The sequence below is a fragment of the Enhygromyxa salina genome (assembly GCF_002994615.1).
Taxonomy (GTDB): Bacteria; Myxococcota_A; Polyangia; order Nannocystales; family Nannocystaceae; genus Plesiocystis; species Plesiocystis salina_A.
Genome location: NZ_PVNK01000219.1, coordinates 29,894 through 44,913 on the forward strand (window position 1 = coordinate 29,894; position 15,020 = coordinate 44,913).

13 protein-coding genes are annotated in these 15,020 nt (G+C 70.8%); 5 read left to right on the forward strand and 8 right to left on the reverse strand.

What is annotated here, in order from left to right; all coding sequences use genetic code 11:
• Positions 1-116: 116 nt before the first annotated feature.
• Positions 117-1,604 carry an MBL fold metallo-hydrolase gene (locus ENSA5_RS25495; protein ID WP_106394302.1) on the reverse strand — a complete coding sequence of 496 codons (1,488 nt, stop codon included), beginning with the start codon at positions 1,602-1,604 and terminating at the stop codon, positions 117-119.
• 108 nt (positions 1,605-1,712) lie between these two features.
• Between ENSA5_RS25495 and ENSA5_RS38240 the strand changes: the two genes are divergently transcribed.
• A complete protein-coding gene (locus ENSA5_RS38240; RefSeq protein WP_181198141.1) occupies positions 1,713-2,270 on the forward strand; it encodes a hypothetical protein in 558 nt (185 codons plus the stop codon).
• Here ENSA5_RS38240 and ENSA5_RS25505 read toward each other — a convergent pair.
• Entirely contained in the window at positions 2,233-3,132 is a 900-nt protein-coding gene (locus ENSA5_RS25505; protein ID WP_106394303.1) for an SDR family oxidoreductase, read from the reverse strand. The two genes, ENSA5_RS38240 and ENSA5_RS25505, sit on opposite strands and share 38 nt — an antisense overlap.
• 357 nt (positions 3,133-3,489) lie before the next feature.
• On the opposite strand from ENSA5_RS25505, the gene ENSA5_RS25510 reads away from it, so the two are divergent.
• Both ENSA5_RS25510 and ENSA5_RS25515 read left to right on the forward strand, forming a co-directional pair.
• A complete protein-coding gene (locus ENSA5_RS25510; RefSeq protein ID WP_106394304.1) occupies positions 3,490-5,103 on the forward strand; it encodes a phytoene desaturase family protein in 1,614 nt (537 codons plus the stop codon).
• Between the two features lie 45 nt (positions 5,104-5,148).
• Positions 5,149-5,652: a DUF2505 family protein gene (locus ENSA5_RS25515; protein WP_106394305.1), complete on the forward strand. Its 504-nt coding sequence runs from the start codon at positions 5,149-5,151 to the stop codon at positions 5,650-5,652.
• Between the two features lie 7 nt (positions 5,653-5,659).
• On the opposite strand, the gene ENSA5_RS25520 is transcribed toward ENSA5_RS25515, so the two are convergent.
• Together ENSA5_RS25520 and ENSA5_RS25525 are read right to left on the reverse strand one after the other, a co-directional pair.
• The gene (locus tag ENSA5_RS25520; protein WP_146156107.1) at positions 5,660-6,421 is read right to left on the reverse strand and encodes a hypothetical protein; all 762 of its coding nucleotides are present in this window, start codon (positions 6,419-6,421) and stop codon (positions 5,660-5,662) included.
• A 252-nt stretch (positions 6,422-6,673) separates the two neighbouring features.
• Positions 6,674-7,699, reverse strand: coding sequence for an LLM class flavin-dependent oxidoreductase (locus ENSA5_RS25525; protein WP_106394307.1), 1,026 nt, complete (start codon positions 7,697-7,699; stop codon positions 6,674-6,676).
• 589 nt (positions 7,700-8,288) lie between these two features.
• On the opposite strand from ENSA5_RS25525, the gene ENSA5_RS25535 reads away from it, so the two are divergent.
• Complete coding sequence (locus ENSA5_RS25535) at positions 8,289-9,875, forward strand: xylulokinase (RefSeq protein ID WP_258183018.1); 1,587 nt, start codon at positions 8,289-8,291, stop codon at positions 9,873-9,875.
• Here ENSA5_RS25535 and ENSA5_RS25540 read toward each other — a convergent pair.
• Positions 9,859-10,536, reverse strand: coding sequence for an SOS response-associated peptidase (locus tag ENSA5_RS25540; protein WP_106394309.1), 678 nt, complete (start codon positions 10,534-10,536; stop codon positions 9,859-9,861). The genes ENSA5_RS25535 and ENSA5_RS25540 overlap by 17 nt on opposite strands.
• A gap of 349 nt (positions 10,537-10,885) precedes the next feature.
• On the opposite strand from ENSA5_RS25540, the gene ENSA5_RS25545 reads away from it, so the two are divergent.
• On the forward strand, positions 10,886-11,245 hold the full coding sequence (locus tag ENSA5_RS25545) for a hypothetical protein (protein WP_106394310.1): 360 nt from the start codon (positions 10,886-10,888) through the stop codon (positions 11,243-11,245).
• Positions 11,246-11,257: 12 nt separating this feature from the next.
• On the opposite strand, the gene ENSA5_RS25550 is transcribed toward ENSA5_RS25545, so the two are convergent.
• From ENSA5_RS25550 to ENSA5_RS25560, 3 genes are all read right to left on the reverse strand, one after another.
• A complete protein-coding gene (locus ENSA5_RS25550) occupies positions 11,258-12,472 on the reverse strand; it encodes a choice-of-anchor L domain-containing protein (RefSeq protein ID WP_181198140.1) in 1,215 nt (404 codons plus the stop codon).
• 130 nt (positions 12,473-12,602) lie between these two features.
• Complete coding sequence (locus tag ENSA5_RS25555) at positions 12,603-13,700, reverse strand: type IV pilus twitching motility protein PilT (protein ID WP_106394312.1); 1,098 nt, start codon at positions 13,698-13,700, stop codon at positions 12,603-12,605.
• A gap of 4 nt (positions 13,701-13,704) precedes the next feature.
• A partial coding sequence (locus ENSA5_RS25560) for a type IV pilus twitching motility protein PilT (protein WP_106394313.1) occupies positions 13,705-15,020 on the reverse strand: 1,316 nt, incomplete at its 5' end.

The window sequence follows — 15,020 nt, forward strand, 5'->3', positions numbered from 1 at the left end:
CCTGAGCCCGAGGGCTGGGCCCGAGGACTGGGCCCCTGCACCCGTCGGGGCGAGAACAAAGCGGAGCCCGAGCTCGACGATCCCAGGGCCGGGCGCAGGCCAGCCACCCGGCGGTGTCAGCTCGACTCGCGCGCGGGAACGCGCGGGACGGGATCGGCTTCGGCGGCCAGCAGGCGTCGGTAGAGCCGGGCGGCGCGCTCGGGCCGACGCAAGGGGCTGCCGTACATCCACAGCTCGCGCGGGGAGACCCGCAGCAGCTTCGGGGCATGGTTCCAAACGCGCAGGCGCCCGGCGTAGCACAGCGCGCTCGCGCCGAGCTCCCCGCGCAGGAAGCCGAGCAGATCGCTGGCCCAGCACTCGAGGCCCGAGGCGAAGCTCGTCGGCCTGAGCCCCTCGGCGCAGACCTCGAAGCGGCACGCGTGGGGTTCGTAGCGCAACACGAGCGGGCCGTCGTCGCAGCGCAGCGAGAGGCACAGCTGGGCCCGGACCTCGCCGCCCGCGTCGGCCGCGAGGGAGGTCGGCAGCGAGTGAAGCTGGCAAAACAGGGGCGTGCCGTACAGGTAACGGGCGAAGTCGACGAGCTCGTCGAGCAGCAGCTCGCGCTCGGCGGCCGTGATCGGCGTGCGTCCGCAGGCCGGGCGGTAGTCGACGAGCTGCGGCCCCGCGCCGCGATGGTCACGGGCGGGCCAGGTCGCGCGCGGTCGCGGCTGAATGAAGGGGCGCTGGCTTCGCTCCGCGATCAGCTCGCCGTCGCGCAGGACCAGGGTGTGACCGGGGTGCGGCGCGACTGCCCGATCTGCGCAGGTGTTTGCCAAGCTGGCGGCGAGGCGCTGGGAGTCGACCGGGAACAGGTGATGGTTCATCCACGCCCGCGGACCGGGGAAGCTCCAGCCGGCGCCGCAGATCAGCGTCGCCACGGGGCGACCCCAGCTCGCTTCGAGCTGGGCGTGGCGGCGGGCGACGGCTGCCGCGAGCAGCGGCGTGTCGTCGGAGTCCGAGGCGGGCAGGTCGTCGGGCGCGCGGCTGCGGCTCATGGTTTGAAAGCTCGCGCGTGAGCAGTTGTTGGCGTAGGCCCACACGCCGGGCCGCGGCGCGAGCGCGCGTAGCTGGGCGAGATCCGCGTCACGAGGGCGCACGTCGACCGACGACCACAGGCTCCCGTGGCCGCCGCGGTCGCGGACGAGGAAGGGGAACACGTCCCACTCGTCGCCCTGCTTGGCGCCGTCGTGCTCGGCGACGAAGCTGCGGTAGCGCAGCTCGCCGATCTCGAGCTCGTCGTCTGGTGCCAGCAGGTTCACGCGCGCGAAGCCCATCTCGTCGAGCAGGCCGCGCGCCGCGCTCGACGAGCGGCTCGACAGGTAGATCGGGATGCGCCGATCGAGGCGGTTGAGCGACGGGAGGTCGAAGTGGTCGTCGTGCTCGTGGCTCAGGATCACGGCGTCGATCGGCGGAAAGCGAGCGAGGTCGAGGGTCCGCGGCGGGTAGAGATCGCCGAGCAGGCCGCCGTGACCGAAGTGATCGCCGAGCAGCGGGTCGATCAGGAGGTTGGTGGTCGCCGTCGACAGCAGCCAGCCCTGGTGGCCGAGGAAGGTCAGCTCGAACATTGCCTGCGCAGCACCACTTTACCTGTACAATCTCTCCATCGCCTCCTGGCTTGAGTCAGGGAATTTTCGTTGGGGCGCCAAGTTCGTCCCGCCCACCGTCGCGCCACCATGAACAACCCATACGGCAACTCGAATCAAGGACAGGGTTACGGCCAGCCGCCGCAGTACGGCCAGCCGCCGCAGTACGGCCAGCAGCCGCAGTACGGTCAGCAGCCCTACGGTCAGCCTCCGCCCCAGGGCCAGCAGCCGCCCTACGGTCAGCAGCCGCCCTACGGTCAGCAGCCGCCCTACGGTCAGCAGCCGCCGCCCGGCCCGACCGGCCACGTCAGCTACGGTCAGGGCGCGGCGCCGCCCAACCCCTACCAGCCGCCGCCTGGCTTCCACCAGCCCAACGAGCTGAGCAAGCTCGAAGACGACAGCCAGCTGTGGCTGCTCGTCGCCGCGGGCGGGTTCTGGTTCGGCTTCGGCTGGATCACCGGACCGCTGGGCTGGTACTTCGGCAGCCAGATCCGCGGCAAGTACCGCGCGCTCGGCCACCACCCGTGCTCGTCGGCCAATTGGGCCTGGGGCATCGGCATTGCGACCACCTTGATCTACTACGTGACGATCGCCTTCGTGGTCGGCCTGCTCATGTTTGTCGTGGGTGGGGCTGCCGCCGGCTTGTGAGGCAGGCCTCGAGCCCCGCGCGATAGTCCGGACAGGCGAGCTCGACGCCGAGCTCGCCGCGGACGCGCGCGTTGGCCACGCGGACGTCGTCCTGCCAGAAGCTGCGGGCCATGGCCGACATCTGCGCGTCCTCGAAGGGGACCTCGGGGGGCGGCTCGACGCCGAGCAGCTCGGCCGCGTAGCTCAGGACCTCGGCGCTGGTGGCCGGGTGGCCGTCGGACACGTTGTAGACCCTGGCCTCGCGTCGGTGCTCGGGCTCCTTCGAGCGCAGGATCGAGGCCGCGAGCACCCGCGCGATGTCGTCGACGTGGATCCGGTTGAACAGCTTGCCGGGCTTGATCACGCGGCGGGCCTTGCCGGACTCGACGCGCTCGAGCGCGCTGCGCCCGGGGCCGTAGATCCCGGCGAGGCGAAACACGCAGGCGCCGAGGGCGAGCCACGCGTCCTCGGCGACGCGCCGACGCTGCGTCCGCGGCTTGCTCGGGCGTCGGGGGCTGTCCTCGTCGACCCACGCGCCGCCGTGGTCGCCATAGACCCCGGTCGTCGACAGGTAGCCGATCCAGCGCAGCTGCGGGAGCGCGTCGATGAGCTCCGCGTGCCAGCGCAGGACCGGGTCGCCGCCCTCGCCCGGCATGATCGAGTGCAGCAGGTGGGTCGTCCCGGCCAGGGCCCGCTCGGCGTCTGCGAGGGGCGCCTCGCCGTCGAACGCGAACAGCTCCCAGCTCGGCTCGTTCAGCGCGGCGCGCTTGGTCGCCGGGTCGCGGGTCGTCCCCGCGATCTCGAACCCGCGCCCGGCGAGCCTGCGGGCGAGTCGCTCGGCGCTGTAGCCGAGGCCAAAACAGAACAAACGAGGCGATGACATCTAGCAGCCCGGGGTGCAATGCCTCGCGCCGCCTCGCTTGGCCCTTTCGCCGAGGGCTTTGTCGCCAAAACTTGCAGTACGCCCGGTACAGCGGCGTTTTGGCTTCGCGCCCTCGGCGAAAATTCCGGCGCGAGGCGACACGATGCGTTGCACCCCGGGCTGCTAGGATGTTCCTCCATGTCGAGAGAGTAGCCCCTCAGCCGGTCCTGGCTGGATCTCTGCGAATTCGGCCGCCGCGAGAGCGTTGGAGGCGCCGCGACCCGGGGCCAGCAATCGTCGCCGTTGTCAGGCCTGGCGCGCGGGCCTAGGATCTGCCCGCCTCGAGGATCACGACGAGCTCGCGGGGAGACGGAGCGAATGGCCCACACCAAGCCCTGGAGCACGCGCACCCCCGACGGCGACCTCGACTACATCGTGATCGGGTCGGGCATCGGTGGCATGTGCGCGGCGGCGCTGCTGGCCAAGCTCGGCAAGCGGGTGCTGGTGCTCGAGCAGCACTACGAGCCGGGCGGCTTCACCCACACCTTCAAGCGCAAGGGCTGGCGCTGGGACGTCGGCGTCCACGCGGTCGGCGAGGTCACCAAGCGCTCGATGCCCGGGCGCTTGCTCGCCCACCTGACCGACGATCGACTCCGCTGGGCCAGCCTCGGCGAGGTCTACGACGAGTTTTACTGGCCCGAGGGCTTCCGCATCGACTTCCCCGACACGCCCGACAAGTTCCGCGCGAACCTGCTCGCGGCGTTCCCCGAAGAGCACGAGGCGATCGAAAAATGGTTCGCGCTCGCGCGCGAGGTCGCCGGGAGCATGCGCGGCTACTACCTGAGTCGCAGCCTGCCGCCGGGGATCGGGCGCCGGGCCGAGGCCGTGTTCGCGCGCGGGGCCAAGAAGTGGTTCGAGCGCCACACCGCCGAGGTCGTCGCCGAGCTGACCGACAACGAGCAGCTGCGCGCGGTCCTGGTCTCGCAGTGGGGCTACTACGGCTCGACGCCGCAGCGCTCGTCCTTCGCGATGCAGGCCCTGGTCACCCGCCACTTTCAGTGGGGCGCCTACTACCCCGTCGGCGGCTCCGATCAGATCGCGCGCTGCCTGCTGCACACCGTGGCCGCGGCCGGCGGCTGGACCAAGATCCGGGCCGACGTCGAGGAGATCCTGATCGACGAGGGGGCGGTCTGTGGCGTGCGCCTGCGCGATCGCGAGGGCGGGCCCGGCGAGGTCATCCGCGCCGATCGGATCATCAGCGCCGCGGGCGTGTGGTCCACGGTCAAGCGCCTGCTGCCGGCCGAGTACGCCGACGAGGGCTGGGTCCGGGCGGTCGCCCGGCTCGACCCCGCGCCGCCGCACGTGTGCCTCTACCTCGGGTTCGAGGGCGACATCACCAAGGCCGGCGCGGGCGCGGCCAACAAGTGGTTCTACGAGACCTGGGACACCGAGGTCAGCGGCTGGGCCGTCAAGCCGGGCCAGCCGGTCCCGCGGGCGCCGATCCTGTACTGCTCGTTCCCCTCGCTCAAGGATCCCGAGCACGACCCCGGACCGCGGCAGCGCCACACCGGGGAGGTCGTGACCTTCGTGCCCTGGTCCTCGTTCGAGCGCTGGCGGGGCTCTCGCTGGCAGCGGCGCGACGAGGACTACGAGGCCTTCAAGCAGGAGCTCCACGACGTGATCCTGGCCCAGTACCTCGAGTATCTGCCCGAGCTCGAGCCGATGATCGTCCACGCCGAGCTCTCGACCCCGCTGAGCACCGATCACTTCGTCCGGCCCTACGCGGGGTCGATCTACGGGTTGGAGCCGACGCCCGAGCGCTTTCGCAACCCCTGGCTGCGCGCGCGCTCGCCGATCAAGGGCCTGTTCTTCGCGGGCAGCGAGGTCTCGACCGTCGGCGTGGTCGGCGGGATGATGGGCGGGGTGCTGGCGGCGCTGTCGGCCGAGCCGGTCGCGGGCGGGCGCTTGATGACCGAGGTCGAGCGCGGGTGACGGGTGCCCTGGACGCGGCCGGGGGAAGGGCGGTAGGCATCAGCGATGCAGCGTCGTGAACTGGACCACGAGATCCACTGCCCGCCCGCGCGCTTGTGGCAGCTGTACTTCGACGACGCGTTCAACGTCGAGATGTACGAGGCCGGGCTCGGCTTCCCCTCGTGCAAGATCGCCGAGCGGACCGACGACGGCGAGACCCTTCATCGGCGGATGGTCATGATCCCCAAGCTCGAGATGCCCCGGGCCGTCGCCAAGCTCGTCGGCGACAAGGTCGGGTACGAGGAGATCGGCGACTGGGTCCGGAGCGAGGGGGTGTTTCGCTGGCGGCTGCTGCTCGCGGCCTTCGGCGACAAGGTCCGGGTCGCGGGGACGATGCGGGTCGTGGCTTCGGGCGAGGCGCGCTGCCGACGGCTCGTGGAGTTCGAGGTCGAGGCCAAGATCTTCGGGGTCGGGGCGCTGGTCGAGAAGACCGCGCTCAACAACACCGTCGACGGTTGGAACGCCAGCGCCGCCTGGATCAACGGCTACCTGGCTCGCACTTCGGCCTGAGCGCGGCTCAGTTGCGCGACACGGCCAGCTGGTAGTTGTTGCAGGTCCCGTCGTTTTGGAACCGGAACACGCGGACCCACACGGTCGTGGGCCACAGGGTGTTCTCGGCGTACTCGAGCTGCTCCTCGTTCGGGGCGAGGTCGCTGAAGCTCCACTCGGTCAGCGGCGGGGAGCTGGCGCCGAACTCGGCCGCGAGGCCCTGGCCGTAGGCTTCGGCGCCGCAGTCACGATAGACCTCGAAGCGGTAGTCATTGTTGTCGTTGGTGGCGAACTCGATGACAGCCATCCCGGCCATTGGGCGCGGGTTGTCGGGGTCGATCGGGAAGTCGACCTGATACCAGTCTTCGGCGCCGTTGCCCTGGCCGTTGTCGGTCGCGGTGATCGTGCCGACCGGGAGGTCAGCGGCGACCTCGCCGATCGCGTAGGTGCCGTGGTAGGCGCTGGCCTGGCCGCAGCTGGAGCCGACCTGGGCTGGATCCGTCGCGCAGTCACCATCGCCGGTGTCGCCGTCGCCGGTGTCACCATCGCCGGTGTCACCATCGCCGGGCTCGCCGTCGCCATCGCCGGGCTCGCCGTCGCCATCACCGGAGTCGCCGTCACCGTCACCGGTCCCCATGTCGGAGCCCGCTTCGCCCGTGCCCCCGTCGGCGTTGGTCTCGCTGCCATCGCCGGTCGTGAACATCGGCATGTTGCGGTCGTCTTCGGCGACGCCGCAAGCGAAGACCAATGGAAGCAGGAGTACGGGGATCAAGCGACGAGACAAGGACATGGCGGTTTCCAAGCGTCAGTAGTTGGTTGGGATGCTACCACGCCCCGGGGCGGGGCCCTGTCGAGAGGGAGTTTGCGCCATGTCCGCTCGAGCACGCGACAGCGTGACCCGTGAACAGAGCAAACTGCGTTCGAGCCCGTGTTCAGGGGGGCACGCAGACGATGGCGAAGCTCATCCCAGCTCCCGAGCGAGGGCGCGCAGCGACCGAGCGACCGAGCGACCGGCCGCTCGCGGGGGTCTGAGACGACCCGTCTATGGTGTTCGATCGAGCTCGGCGATCTCGGCGAGCAGTTCGTAGCTGCGCAGGCGCGCCTGGTGATCGTGCGTGATCGTCACGACCAGAAACTCATCGGTCTCGTAGAGCATGGCGAGGCGCTCGAGCCCGCGCGCCACGGTCGCGGGGCCGCCGTGAAGCCGCAGCGCTCGCAGCTGCCGACGCATCGCGGCGGCCGCGGGGCTCCACTCGTGCGCGAGGGCTTGCGCGGGCGTGGGGAAGGGGACCCGCCGGCCGAGCTGGAGGTTGAGAAACCACAGCTCGGTGCTGCTGACGAGGCGCTGGGCCTCGGCGTCGTCGTCGGCGGCGAGCACGAAGGCGCCGACCGCGACGCGCGGGCGCGGTTGCCACGGTGAGGGCTTGAAGGCCTGGCGGTAGGCGTCGACGACCGCCACGCCCGAGGCGCCGCCGATGAAGTGGGCGAAGCAAAAGCTCCAGCCGAGCTTGGCCGCGAGCGCGGCGCTGCCGGTCCCGGAGCCGAGCAGCCACGGCTCGGGCTGGCCGTCGCCGCCGGGCATCGCGAACAGCCGCGCGTGGGGGTGTTCGGGCCGGAGCTCGCCGCGCAAGAAGCCGCTCAGATCGCGGAGCTTGGCCTCGAACAGGCGCTGCTCGACGTCGGGGGGCCCGGCGTTGGGGCACAGGGCTTCGGTCCCGAGGGTGTCCGCCCCCGGTGCTCGGCCGACGCCGAGATCGATCCGGCCCGGGTACAGGGTCTCGAGCATGCGAAATTGCTCGGCGATCTTGAGCGCGCTGTAGTGCAGCATCATGACGCCGCCGGAGCCGACCCGGATCGAGCGAGTCCGCGCGGCGACATGGGCCATCAGGATCTCGGGGCAGGGCCCGGCGAAGCTCACGCTCGAGTGGTGTTCGGCCAGCCAGTAGCGCGTGTAGCCGAGCGCTTCCGCCCGGATCGCGAGCTCGACGGTCTCGGCCACGGCCTGCGCGGGGCTGCGGCCTTCGGCGATCGGGCTCTGATCGAGGACGCCGAAGCGGTAGCGAGGCATGGCCAGAAGCTACACCATCGCTGGGCCCGGGAAGGGCAGGGCAGGTAGGCTTGGCTCCGATGGCCACGGTCTACCTGGTCCACCGAGGCGAGGCTGCGCTCGAGCATGAGGCCGCCGTCGCGTTGGCGGCGGCGCTGCGGGCGAGCGGGGTGCCAGGTCGCGCACGCGGAGCTCGAGTGGACCCACGACCCCGCGTGGGCGATCGCGGGCCTCGGGTTGGGGTTGCTCGCGGGCATCGACGAGCCGAGCGCGGGGATCGGGCCTGCCGAGATCGCGCGCGTGCGTGGGTACCTCGCGCAGCGGGAGGAGCCGATGGTCGTGGCCGTCGATGGTCTCGAGCTGATCTTGTTCGCGCTCGAGCCTCGCGAGCGCGGCGCGGCGTCGGCTGCGAGAAGAAGGTCCAGAGCTACGCGGTCGAGACCGGCGAGCTGGCCGAGGGAGGCCGCGAGCTCGCCCGCTTCGACGGGCCCTTCGCGCTCACGAAGGTCGCCGTGGTCGGGTCCAGGCTCGTCGCGGGGGACGTGGTCGGCAACTACCTGATCCTCGACGTCGACTGGCCTCGGCTGGCGGAGTTGGCGACAATCGCCTCGTGAGCGGCTCGGGCGAGTGTGTGCTGGCGATCGATCTGGGGACCTCGGGCCCCAAGGTCGCGGTCGTGACCCTCGACGCCGAGGTCGTCGGCTGGCAGACGCGCCCGGTCGCGCTGTCGCTGTCGCCGGGCGGCGGGGCCGAGCAGGATCCGGCCGACTGGTGGCAGGCGATCTGCGCGGCGGCGCGCGGGGTCCTCGACCAGACCGAGGCGGCGAAGCGCGTCGTCGCGGTCGCGGTGACCTGTCACTGGTGCGGGACCGTGGCCGTCGACGGCGCGGGCCAGCCTCTGCGCCCGGCGATCATCTGGATGGACTCTCGCGGCGCCCGCTACGTGCCCGAGCTGTGCCGCGGGCTGATCCGGATCGAGGGCTACGGCCTGCGCAAGCTCGTCCGCTGGCTGCGCCTGACCGGCGGGGTCCCGGGCCTCGCGGGCAAGGAGCCGGTCTCGCACCTCTTGTGGCTGCGCCACAACGAGCCCGAGGTCTACGCGGCCGCGGCCATGTTCCTCGAGCCCAAGGACTGGCTCAACTTCAAGCTGACCGGGACCTTCGCGGCGACCTACGACTCGATCGCGACCCACTGGGTGACCGACAACCGCAGGCTCGACGATATCCGCTACCACGAGGGGCTGCTCGACTGGATCGGGGTCCCGCGCCAGAAGCTGCCCGATCTGTGCGGCGCGAGCGAGATCATCGGAACCCTCACCCCCGAGGCCGCGAGCGCGCTCGGGCTCGGCCAGGCCGAGCACGTTCAGGTTGTCGGCGGGACCCCCGACCTGCAGTCGGCGGCCGTCGGCTCGGGCGCCGTCGACGACGGCCAGGCCCACATCTACGTCGGGACCTCGTCGTGGGTGACCTGCCACGTTCGGTTCAAGAAGACCGACGTGCTCCACAACATGGCCTCGCTGCCCTCGCCGCTCCCGGGCCGCTACTTCGTCGCGGCCGCGCAGGAGACCGCGGGCGCCTGCTTCGAGCACCTGCGCGATCACTTCTTGTTCGCCGACGACGAGCTCGGGACCGGCGAGCTGCCCGAGGACTTCTGGCCGCGGCTCGAGCGAGTCGGCGCCGCGGCCCCGGCCGGCAGCGGCGGGCTGATCTTCACGCCCTGGCTCTACGGTGAGCGCAGCCCCGTCGCCGACGCGACCCTGCGCGCTGGCTTTCACAACCTCTCGCTGCGGACCGGCCGGCCCGAGCTGATCCGCTCGGTCTACGAGGGCGTCGCGTTCAACACTCGCTGGCTGCTGAAATACCTCGAGCGCTTCGTCGGGTCCCGCTGCGAGCCGATCCGCTTCATCGGCGGCGGCGCGATGTCCAACCTGTGGTGTCAGATCATGGCCGACGTCCTCGACCGCGAGATCCACCAGGTCGTCGAGCCCCGGGCCTGCAACGCCCGCGGCGCCGCGCTGCTGGCCTCGCTCGGGCTCGGGCACCTGGAGGTCGAAGACATCCCCGCCCGCGTCGGGATCGCCCAGCGCTTCGAGCCGACGCCGGAGCACCGCGAGCTCCTCGATCGTCAGTTCGCGGCCTACCTGCAGATCTACGCCAAGAACAGCGCGATCCACCGGCGGCTCAACGCGCTCGAGTGAGGGGCAGGGGCTCGTCGTACCCGAGCGAGTTGTAGCGCGTGGACACCTGCGTGGCCTCGAGCTCGTGCTCACGATCACCGAGGAGCTCGTGCGCGCGACGGGGGTCGGCGAACAGCCAGGTCCGGACCGCCTCGGGGTCGACGATCGCGGGCATGCGATCGTGGATCCAGCGCAGGTCTTCGCTGGCCGGGACCGTGACGATCGAGAAGCGCGCCGCTGCGTCGGGGCTGGCCGGCGGGTCGACGAGGGCCGCGAAGAGCAGCGCGCTGCGCTCGGGTCGATGAAACCACCACGGCTGGCGCTCGTGCTCGCGGCGCTGCCACTCGAAGAAGCCGTCGGCCGGGATCAGGCAGCGCGTGCGCGCGAACGCGGCGCGGAACATCGGCTTGGTCGCGACGGTCTCGGCGCGGGCGTTGATGACCAGCTTGCCCGGCTTGGCCCCCATCGCGAAGCCCCAGACCCCGCGGTCGAGGATCGGCCGGTCCTCGCGCCCACGGATCAGCCAGTGCTCCTGGCCCGGGCCGACGTTGTAGCGCGGCCGGTAGCCGGCCTGCTCGAGCCAGCGCGCGAGCCCCTCGACCTCGAAGCCCGGGACCGCGTCGGCGAGCAGCTTGGCCGCGGCGCGGTGGTTGGGCGCGCTCAGACTCAGGCGTCCGCACATGGCTTGGTTGTACGAGAGATCGCGTGGAGCTGCGCGGCAGGTTTTTGGCTCCCAAAGCACTGCTCCTCACTCGGCGCGACAGGCTTTTGGCTTCCAAAGCACTGCTCCTCGCTCGGCGCGAGCGCGCGCCGAGCCAGGTCGTCATGACCAGCTCCTCGGCGTCGGCGCTCGCGGCCAGGCGCCTGCGGAGGTAGGCGTGGAGCCGGGCGTGGAGCTCGGCGATCGTCGTGGGGCTCGCCGAGATCTGCCAGGCTCCGGACATCGACGCGAGCCCATCACCCGAGCGTTTGGTCTGGGCTTTCGACCCAAAGACCAGTCCTCGGGGTCGGGGAGCGGGTCCCCTGGGCCGATGCCGCTGTCCTCGACGCCAGGCTCCTTGCTGGCCAGCTGCCGCGTCGCCGGCTGGGGCTTGGAGCTCGAGAGCGACGAGCGGCCGGCGCTCGACGAGCTCGTCGCGCTCGCTATCGCCGTTGGGCAGGCGGTCGAGGGCGATGTTGCTGGCGCGCTCGACCGCGTCGGGGAGGAGACCGGCGGCACGGGCGACGCGGGGGGCGAGTTCGAGGATGACGAAGCGTGCCAGGGTGCGCTCGAGCGCCGCGACGAGGGGCGGGGACTCGAGCTGGTGCTCGTGGGCCTCGGCGTCTACGGGGCAGCGATCGATCGGCGACGCCGACGGCGACGCCGACGGCGACTGCTGCGGGCGCCCTGACGCTCGGCTGACTCAGGGCGTGAAGCCGCAGTCGTCGACTTCGCAGCCGCCGCAGTCCCAGCGGAAGTTGTCGAGCAGCACGACGCTGCCATTGTTCTTGTCGCCGAGGTCGGACATGAACAAGGTGATCTCGACCTCCTCTCCGGGCGCGACGGGTCCGCGGGCGCGGAGCCAGTTGGTGCTGCCGTAGCCCTCGAAGCCGGTGCCCGCGAGGGCGGGGTCCTCGTCCGTGTGGCTGAAGCCGTCGGCCTGGGCCAGCGAGGTCGTGTTCATCGGCGACTGTCCGATGAAGGTCAGGTTGCCCGTGTAGGCCTCGGAGTTCGACCAGGCCACGAACATGTCGTTGTAGGTCGTGTTGACGAAGTCCGGGTACTCGGAGGTGAAGAACGCGAAGTCGAACATGTAGCCGTAGACCTCGGCCGGCGGGGTGACCTTGAACTTCAGCCACATCTTGTTGTGGAGCTGGTTCCAGCCGTCCACGAACCACTGCTCGTAGAGCGAGTCGGAGCAGTCGTTGACGCCGTCGCAGTCGTAAAAGGGGTTGCCACCTTGGCCGAAATTGGACCCGAGCTGCGGCGAGATGGGCTCGGGGAACTCGCCGCCGCTGGCGTTCGCGTTGTTGTCCGAGTTGGTCTGCGAGCCGGGCTGGAGGACCACGCCACCCGACTCGTCCGGCTCGGGGAGCAGGCCGGTGCTGAGGATCAAGATGGCCCCGGAGGTGTTCGGGGGGATGTCGGGCAGATCGCCGCCGGGCGAGACGAACTCGTTGTCGTGCGCGGCCCACAGGTAGCCGCCAAAGTGCGGGCCCTCGGCTTCGCCGAAGTGCGTGGCCACCCGCCAGCTCGCCGGGTTGTTGGCCGTCAGGGCCGGCTCGACGACCGGGATGGTCTCGCTGTCCGGACCGGTGCAGCCGAGGCCGAGGGCGGCGAAGGGGCTGTCGGTCAGGTCGTCCTGGTCGTTGAAGTCGCAGTCGGCGTAGTGCTCGGGCGCGCCACACAGCGGGCCGTCGCCGTCGCCATCACCGGGGTCGCCATCACCGTCGCCATCACCGGGGTCGCCGTCGCCGTCGCCATCACCGGAGTCGCCGTCGCCGTCGCCGTCACCGTTACCATCACCGTCACCGTCGCCGTCGTTCGAGTCGCCATCGCCGGGCTCGTCCTCCCCGTCGCCGACCACCTCCGTGGCGTCGCCCATCGTCTCGCGCTCGTCGAACGCGGGGTTTGGCATCGTACAGTCGACGAGCAAGAGCACGCCGGATGCGCAGATTCCTGTAGTGATGCGCTGCAAGGTCGAGACCCGCACCGCCACTGTGCCACGCTTGATGGGTGCGAGTGACCCGCAATGGGGGTCAGTCAGGTCATTCGATGACCATATCGAGCTGGCTGCGCACGTGCGCTTGCTTGGCGAAGCTGGTCTTGTCGAGGGCCTTGTCGAGGGCGTCCTGTGCGCTGATGGCACCTTCGCGCACGAGCTTGTCGAGGGTCGCGTCCATGCCCTGCATGCCCTCGCGGGTGCCGCCTTGGATCAGGCTGTCGATCATCGAGGTTCGGTTCTCGCGGATGCAGGTCGAGACCGCGTTGGTGCCGATCATGATCTCGTGGGCCGCGACGCGGCCGCTGCCGTCGGCGCGCTTGAGCAGCTGCTGGGCGACGATGCCAGCTAGCGACTCGCCGAGCATCCCGCGGATCGCCGGCTGCTGACCGGCCGGGAACACGTTGATGAAGCGATCGACCGTCGCGGCCGCCGAGTTCGTGTGTACGGTCGCAAAGATCAGCACGCCGTAGCTGGCCAGCTGCAGCGCGAGGCGCATGGTCTCGGGTCCGCGGAGCTCGCCGACGAGGATCACGTCGGCGTTCTCGCGTCCGGCCGAGCGGATCGCGTCGGCGAAGCTCGGCACGTCGGTCCCGACCTCGCGGTGCGTGATCAGGCTCTTGACCGGCTGGTGGACGAACTCGACCGGGTCTTCGATCGTCAGAATGTGGCTCGCGCGGTTGTGGTTGATCCACGAGATCATCGCCGCGAGGGTGGTGCTCTTGCCGCTGCCGGTCGGGCCCGTGACCAGGACCAGCCCGGCCCGCCTCCGCGCGAGGTTGAGGACCTGCTCGGGCAGCCCGAGCTCCTCGGCCGTGAGGATCTTGGACGGGATCGTCCGAAACACCGCGCCGGGGCCGGTGTACTTGTACAGATAGTTGCAGCGAAAGCGAGCCCGGACCTCGCCGCCCGAGCTCAGCGAGTAGGCGAAGTCGAGGTCGCGGTCGCGATGGAAGCGCTCGCGCGTGGGCTCGTCGAGGAGCTCGTCGAGGAGCTTGCGCATCCGGGCCTCGTCGATCACCTGCTCGCCGTGGGGCACGAGGTCGCCCTTGAGCCTCAGCATCGGGGGGTAGCCGACGCTCAGGTGCAGATCCGAGGCGCCGGTGTCGAGCATGGTTTCGAAGTAGCGGTCGAGGGCTGGCATCGCGTCAGTTGTCGTCCTTGCGGCCGCGGCCGAACATGCTGCGGACGGCTCCGAGCGCGGCCTTGCCGATGTCTTGGTTGGGGGGGGCGGCGCCGGGTGAGTCGGGCGCGGCCACGGGCTTGACCCCGCCGGGGTTGATCGCCCGGGGGTCGTCGGCGTACTGGCGCGCGGTGTCTTCGTCGATCAGCCCGCGCGCGAGCAGGTCGTTGAGCGAGTCCTCGACCCGGATCATCCCGTAGTTGCGCCCGCGCTGGAGCAGGCTGGGCAGCTGGAACAGCTTGTTCTCGCGGATCAGGCTCCACAGCGGGATGTTGCCGGTGATGAGCTCGGCGGCCGCGATCATCTTGGTCCCCGCGACGTTGGGGACGAGGCGCTGGGAGACGACGATCTTGAGGGCGCCGGCCAGCGTCGAGCGGACCTGGGCCTGATCTTCGGGCGGGAACATGTCGATCAGCCGATCGATGGTCTTGGCGCCCGAGGGCGTGCTCATGCTCGCGATGACGAGGTGACCGGTCTCGGCCGCCTGCATGGCCATCTCCACGGTCTCGCGGTCGCGCAGCTCGCCGATGATGATCACGTCCGGGTCTTCGCGCAGGGCGCCCTTGAGCGCGGCGTAGAAGCTCTTGGTGTGGAGCCCGACCTGGCGCTGACTGATCACCGCCTTGCGGATCGGGTGGACGACCTCGATCGGATCCTCGACCGTGATGATGTGGTCGGGCTTGGACCGATTGACGAGATCGACGAGCGCGGCCATCGTCGTGGTCTTGCCCTGGCCGCTCGGGCCCGACACGACCGCGAGGCCCTGGTGGTACTGCGCGACCTTCTGGAGCTCGACGGGGAGGCCGAGCTGATTGAGGCTCGGCGGCTCCTGCACGACCAGGCGAAAGCAGCCCTTGAGGCCCGTCTGGCCCCTGGCGAAGTTGACCCGGAGCCGTCCCGCGCCCGGGACCTCGATCGCAAAGTCGGTGTAGCCGAACTCGGCGAGCCGGGCCTTGGCGTGGTCACCGGCCTCGTCGAGCAGCGGCATCAGCATCTTCTCGATCTGGCCGGGGCCCGGGAGCGCGTCGCCGACCGGCGCGAGCTCGGCGAGGCGACGCAGACGCGCCGGCTGGCCGCCGGTCACGTGGACGTCGGTGCAGCCGGCCGCGCGGGCCTCACACAAGAGCGCGCGCATCCGGGCCTCGGGGCTGCCCTTGGCCCAGGTGTGGCGGGGAGGGCGGGTCGAGAAGGGATCGCCCGCGGGCCCGCTCGTGCGCGCCCGGCTCGACTCGACCGACGCGACGGCGTCGGCGATCGCGGCCTCGGTCGCCGACGGGGTGG

Bases quoted from the DNA above. Each gene is read 5' to 3' on its own strand.
- ENSA5_RS25520 (WP_146156107.1), bottom strand. From the start codon at position 6,421: ATGTCCTTGTCTCGTCGCTTGATCCCCGTACTCCTGCTTCCATTGGTC.
- ENSA5_RS25510 (WP_106394304.1), top strand. From the start codon at position 3,490: ATGGCCCACACCAAGCCCTGGAGCACGCGCACCCCCGACGGCGACCTC.
- ENSA5_RS25550 (WP_181198140.1), bottom strand. From the start codon at position 12,472: ATGCCAAACCCCGCGTTCGACGAGCGCGAGACGATGGGCGACGCCACG.
- ENSA5_RS25495 (WP_106394302.1), bottom strand. From the start codon at position 1,604: ATGTTCGAGCTGACCTTCCTCGGCCACCAGGGCTGGCTGCTGTCGACG.
- ENSA5_RS25515 (WP_106394305.1), top strand. From the start codon at position 5,149: ATGCAGCGTCGTGAACTGGACCACGAGATCCACTGCCCGCCCGCGCGC.
- ENSA5_RS38240 (WP_181198141.1), top strand. From the start codon at position 1,713: ATGAACAACCCATACGGCAACTCGAATCAAGGACAGGGTTACGGCCAG.
- ENSA5_RS25555 (WP_106394312.1), bottom strand. From the start codon at position 13,700: ATGCCAGCCCTCGACCGCTACTTCGAAACCATGCTCGACACCGGCGCC.
- ENSA5_RS25505 (WP_106394303.1), bottom strand. From the start codon at position 3,132: ATGTCATCGCCTCGTTTGTTCTGTTTTGGCCTCGGCTACAGCGCCGAG.
- ENSA5_RS25540 (WP_106394309.1), bottom strand. From the start codon at position 10,536: ATGTGCGGACGCCTGAGTCTGAGCGCGCCCAACCACCGCGCCGCGGCC.
- ENSA5_RS25545 (WP_106394310.1), top strand. From the start codon at position 10,886: ATGCCGCTGTCCTCGACGCCAGGCTCCTTGCTGGCCAGCTGCCGCGTC.
- ENSA5_RS25525 (WP_106394307.1), bottom strand. From the start codon at position 7,699: ATGCCTCGCTACCGCTTCGGCGTCCTCGATCAGAGCCCGATCGCCGAA.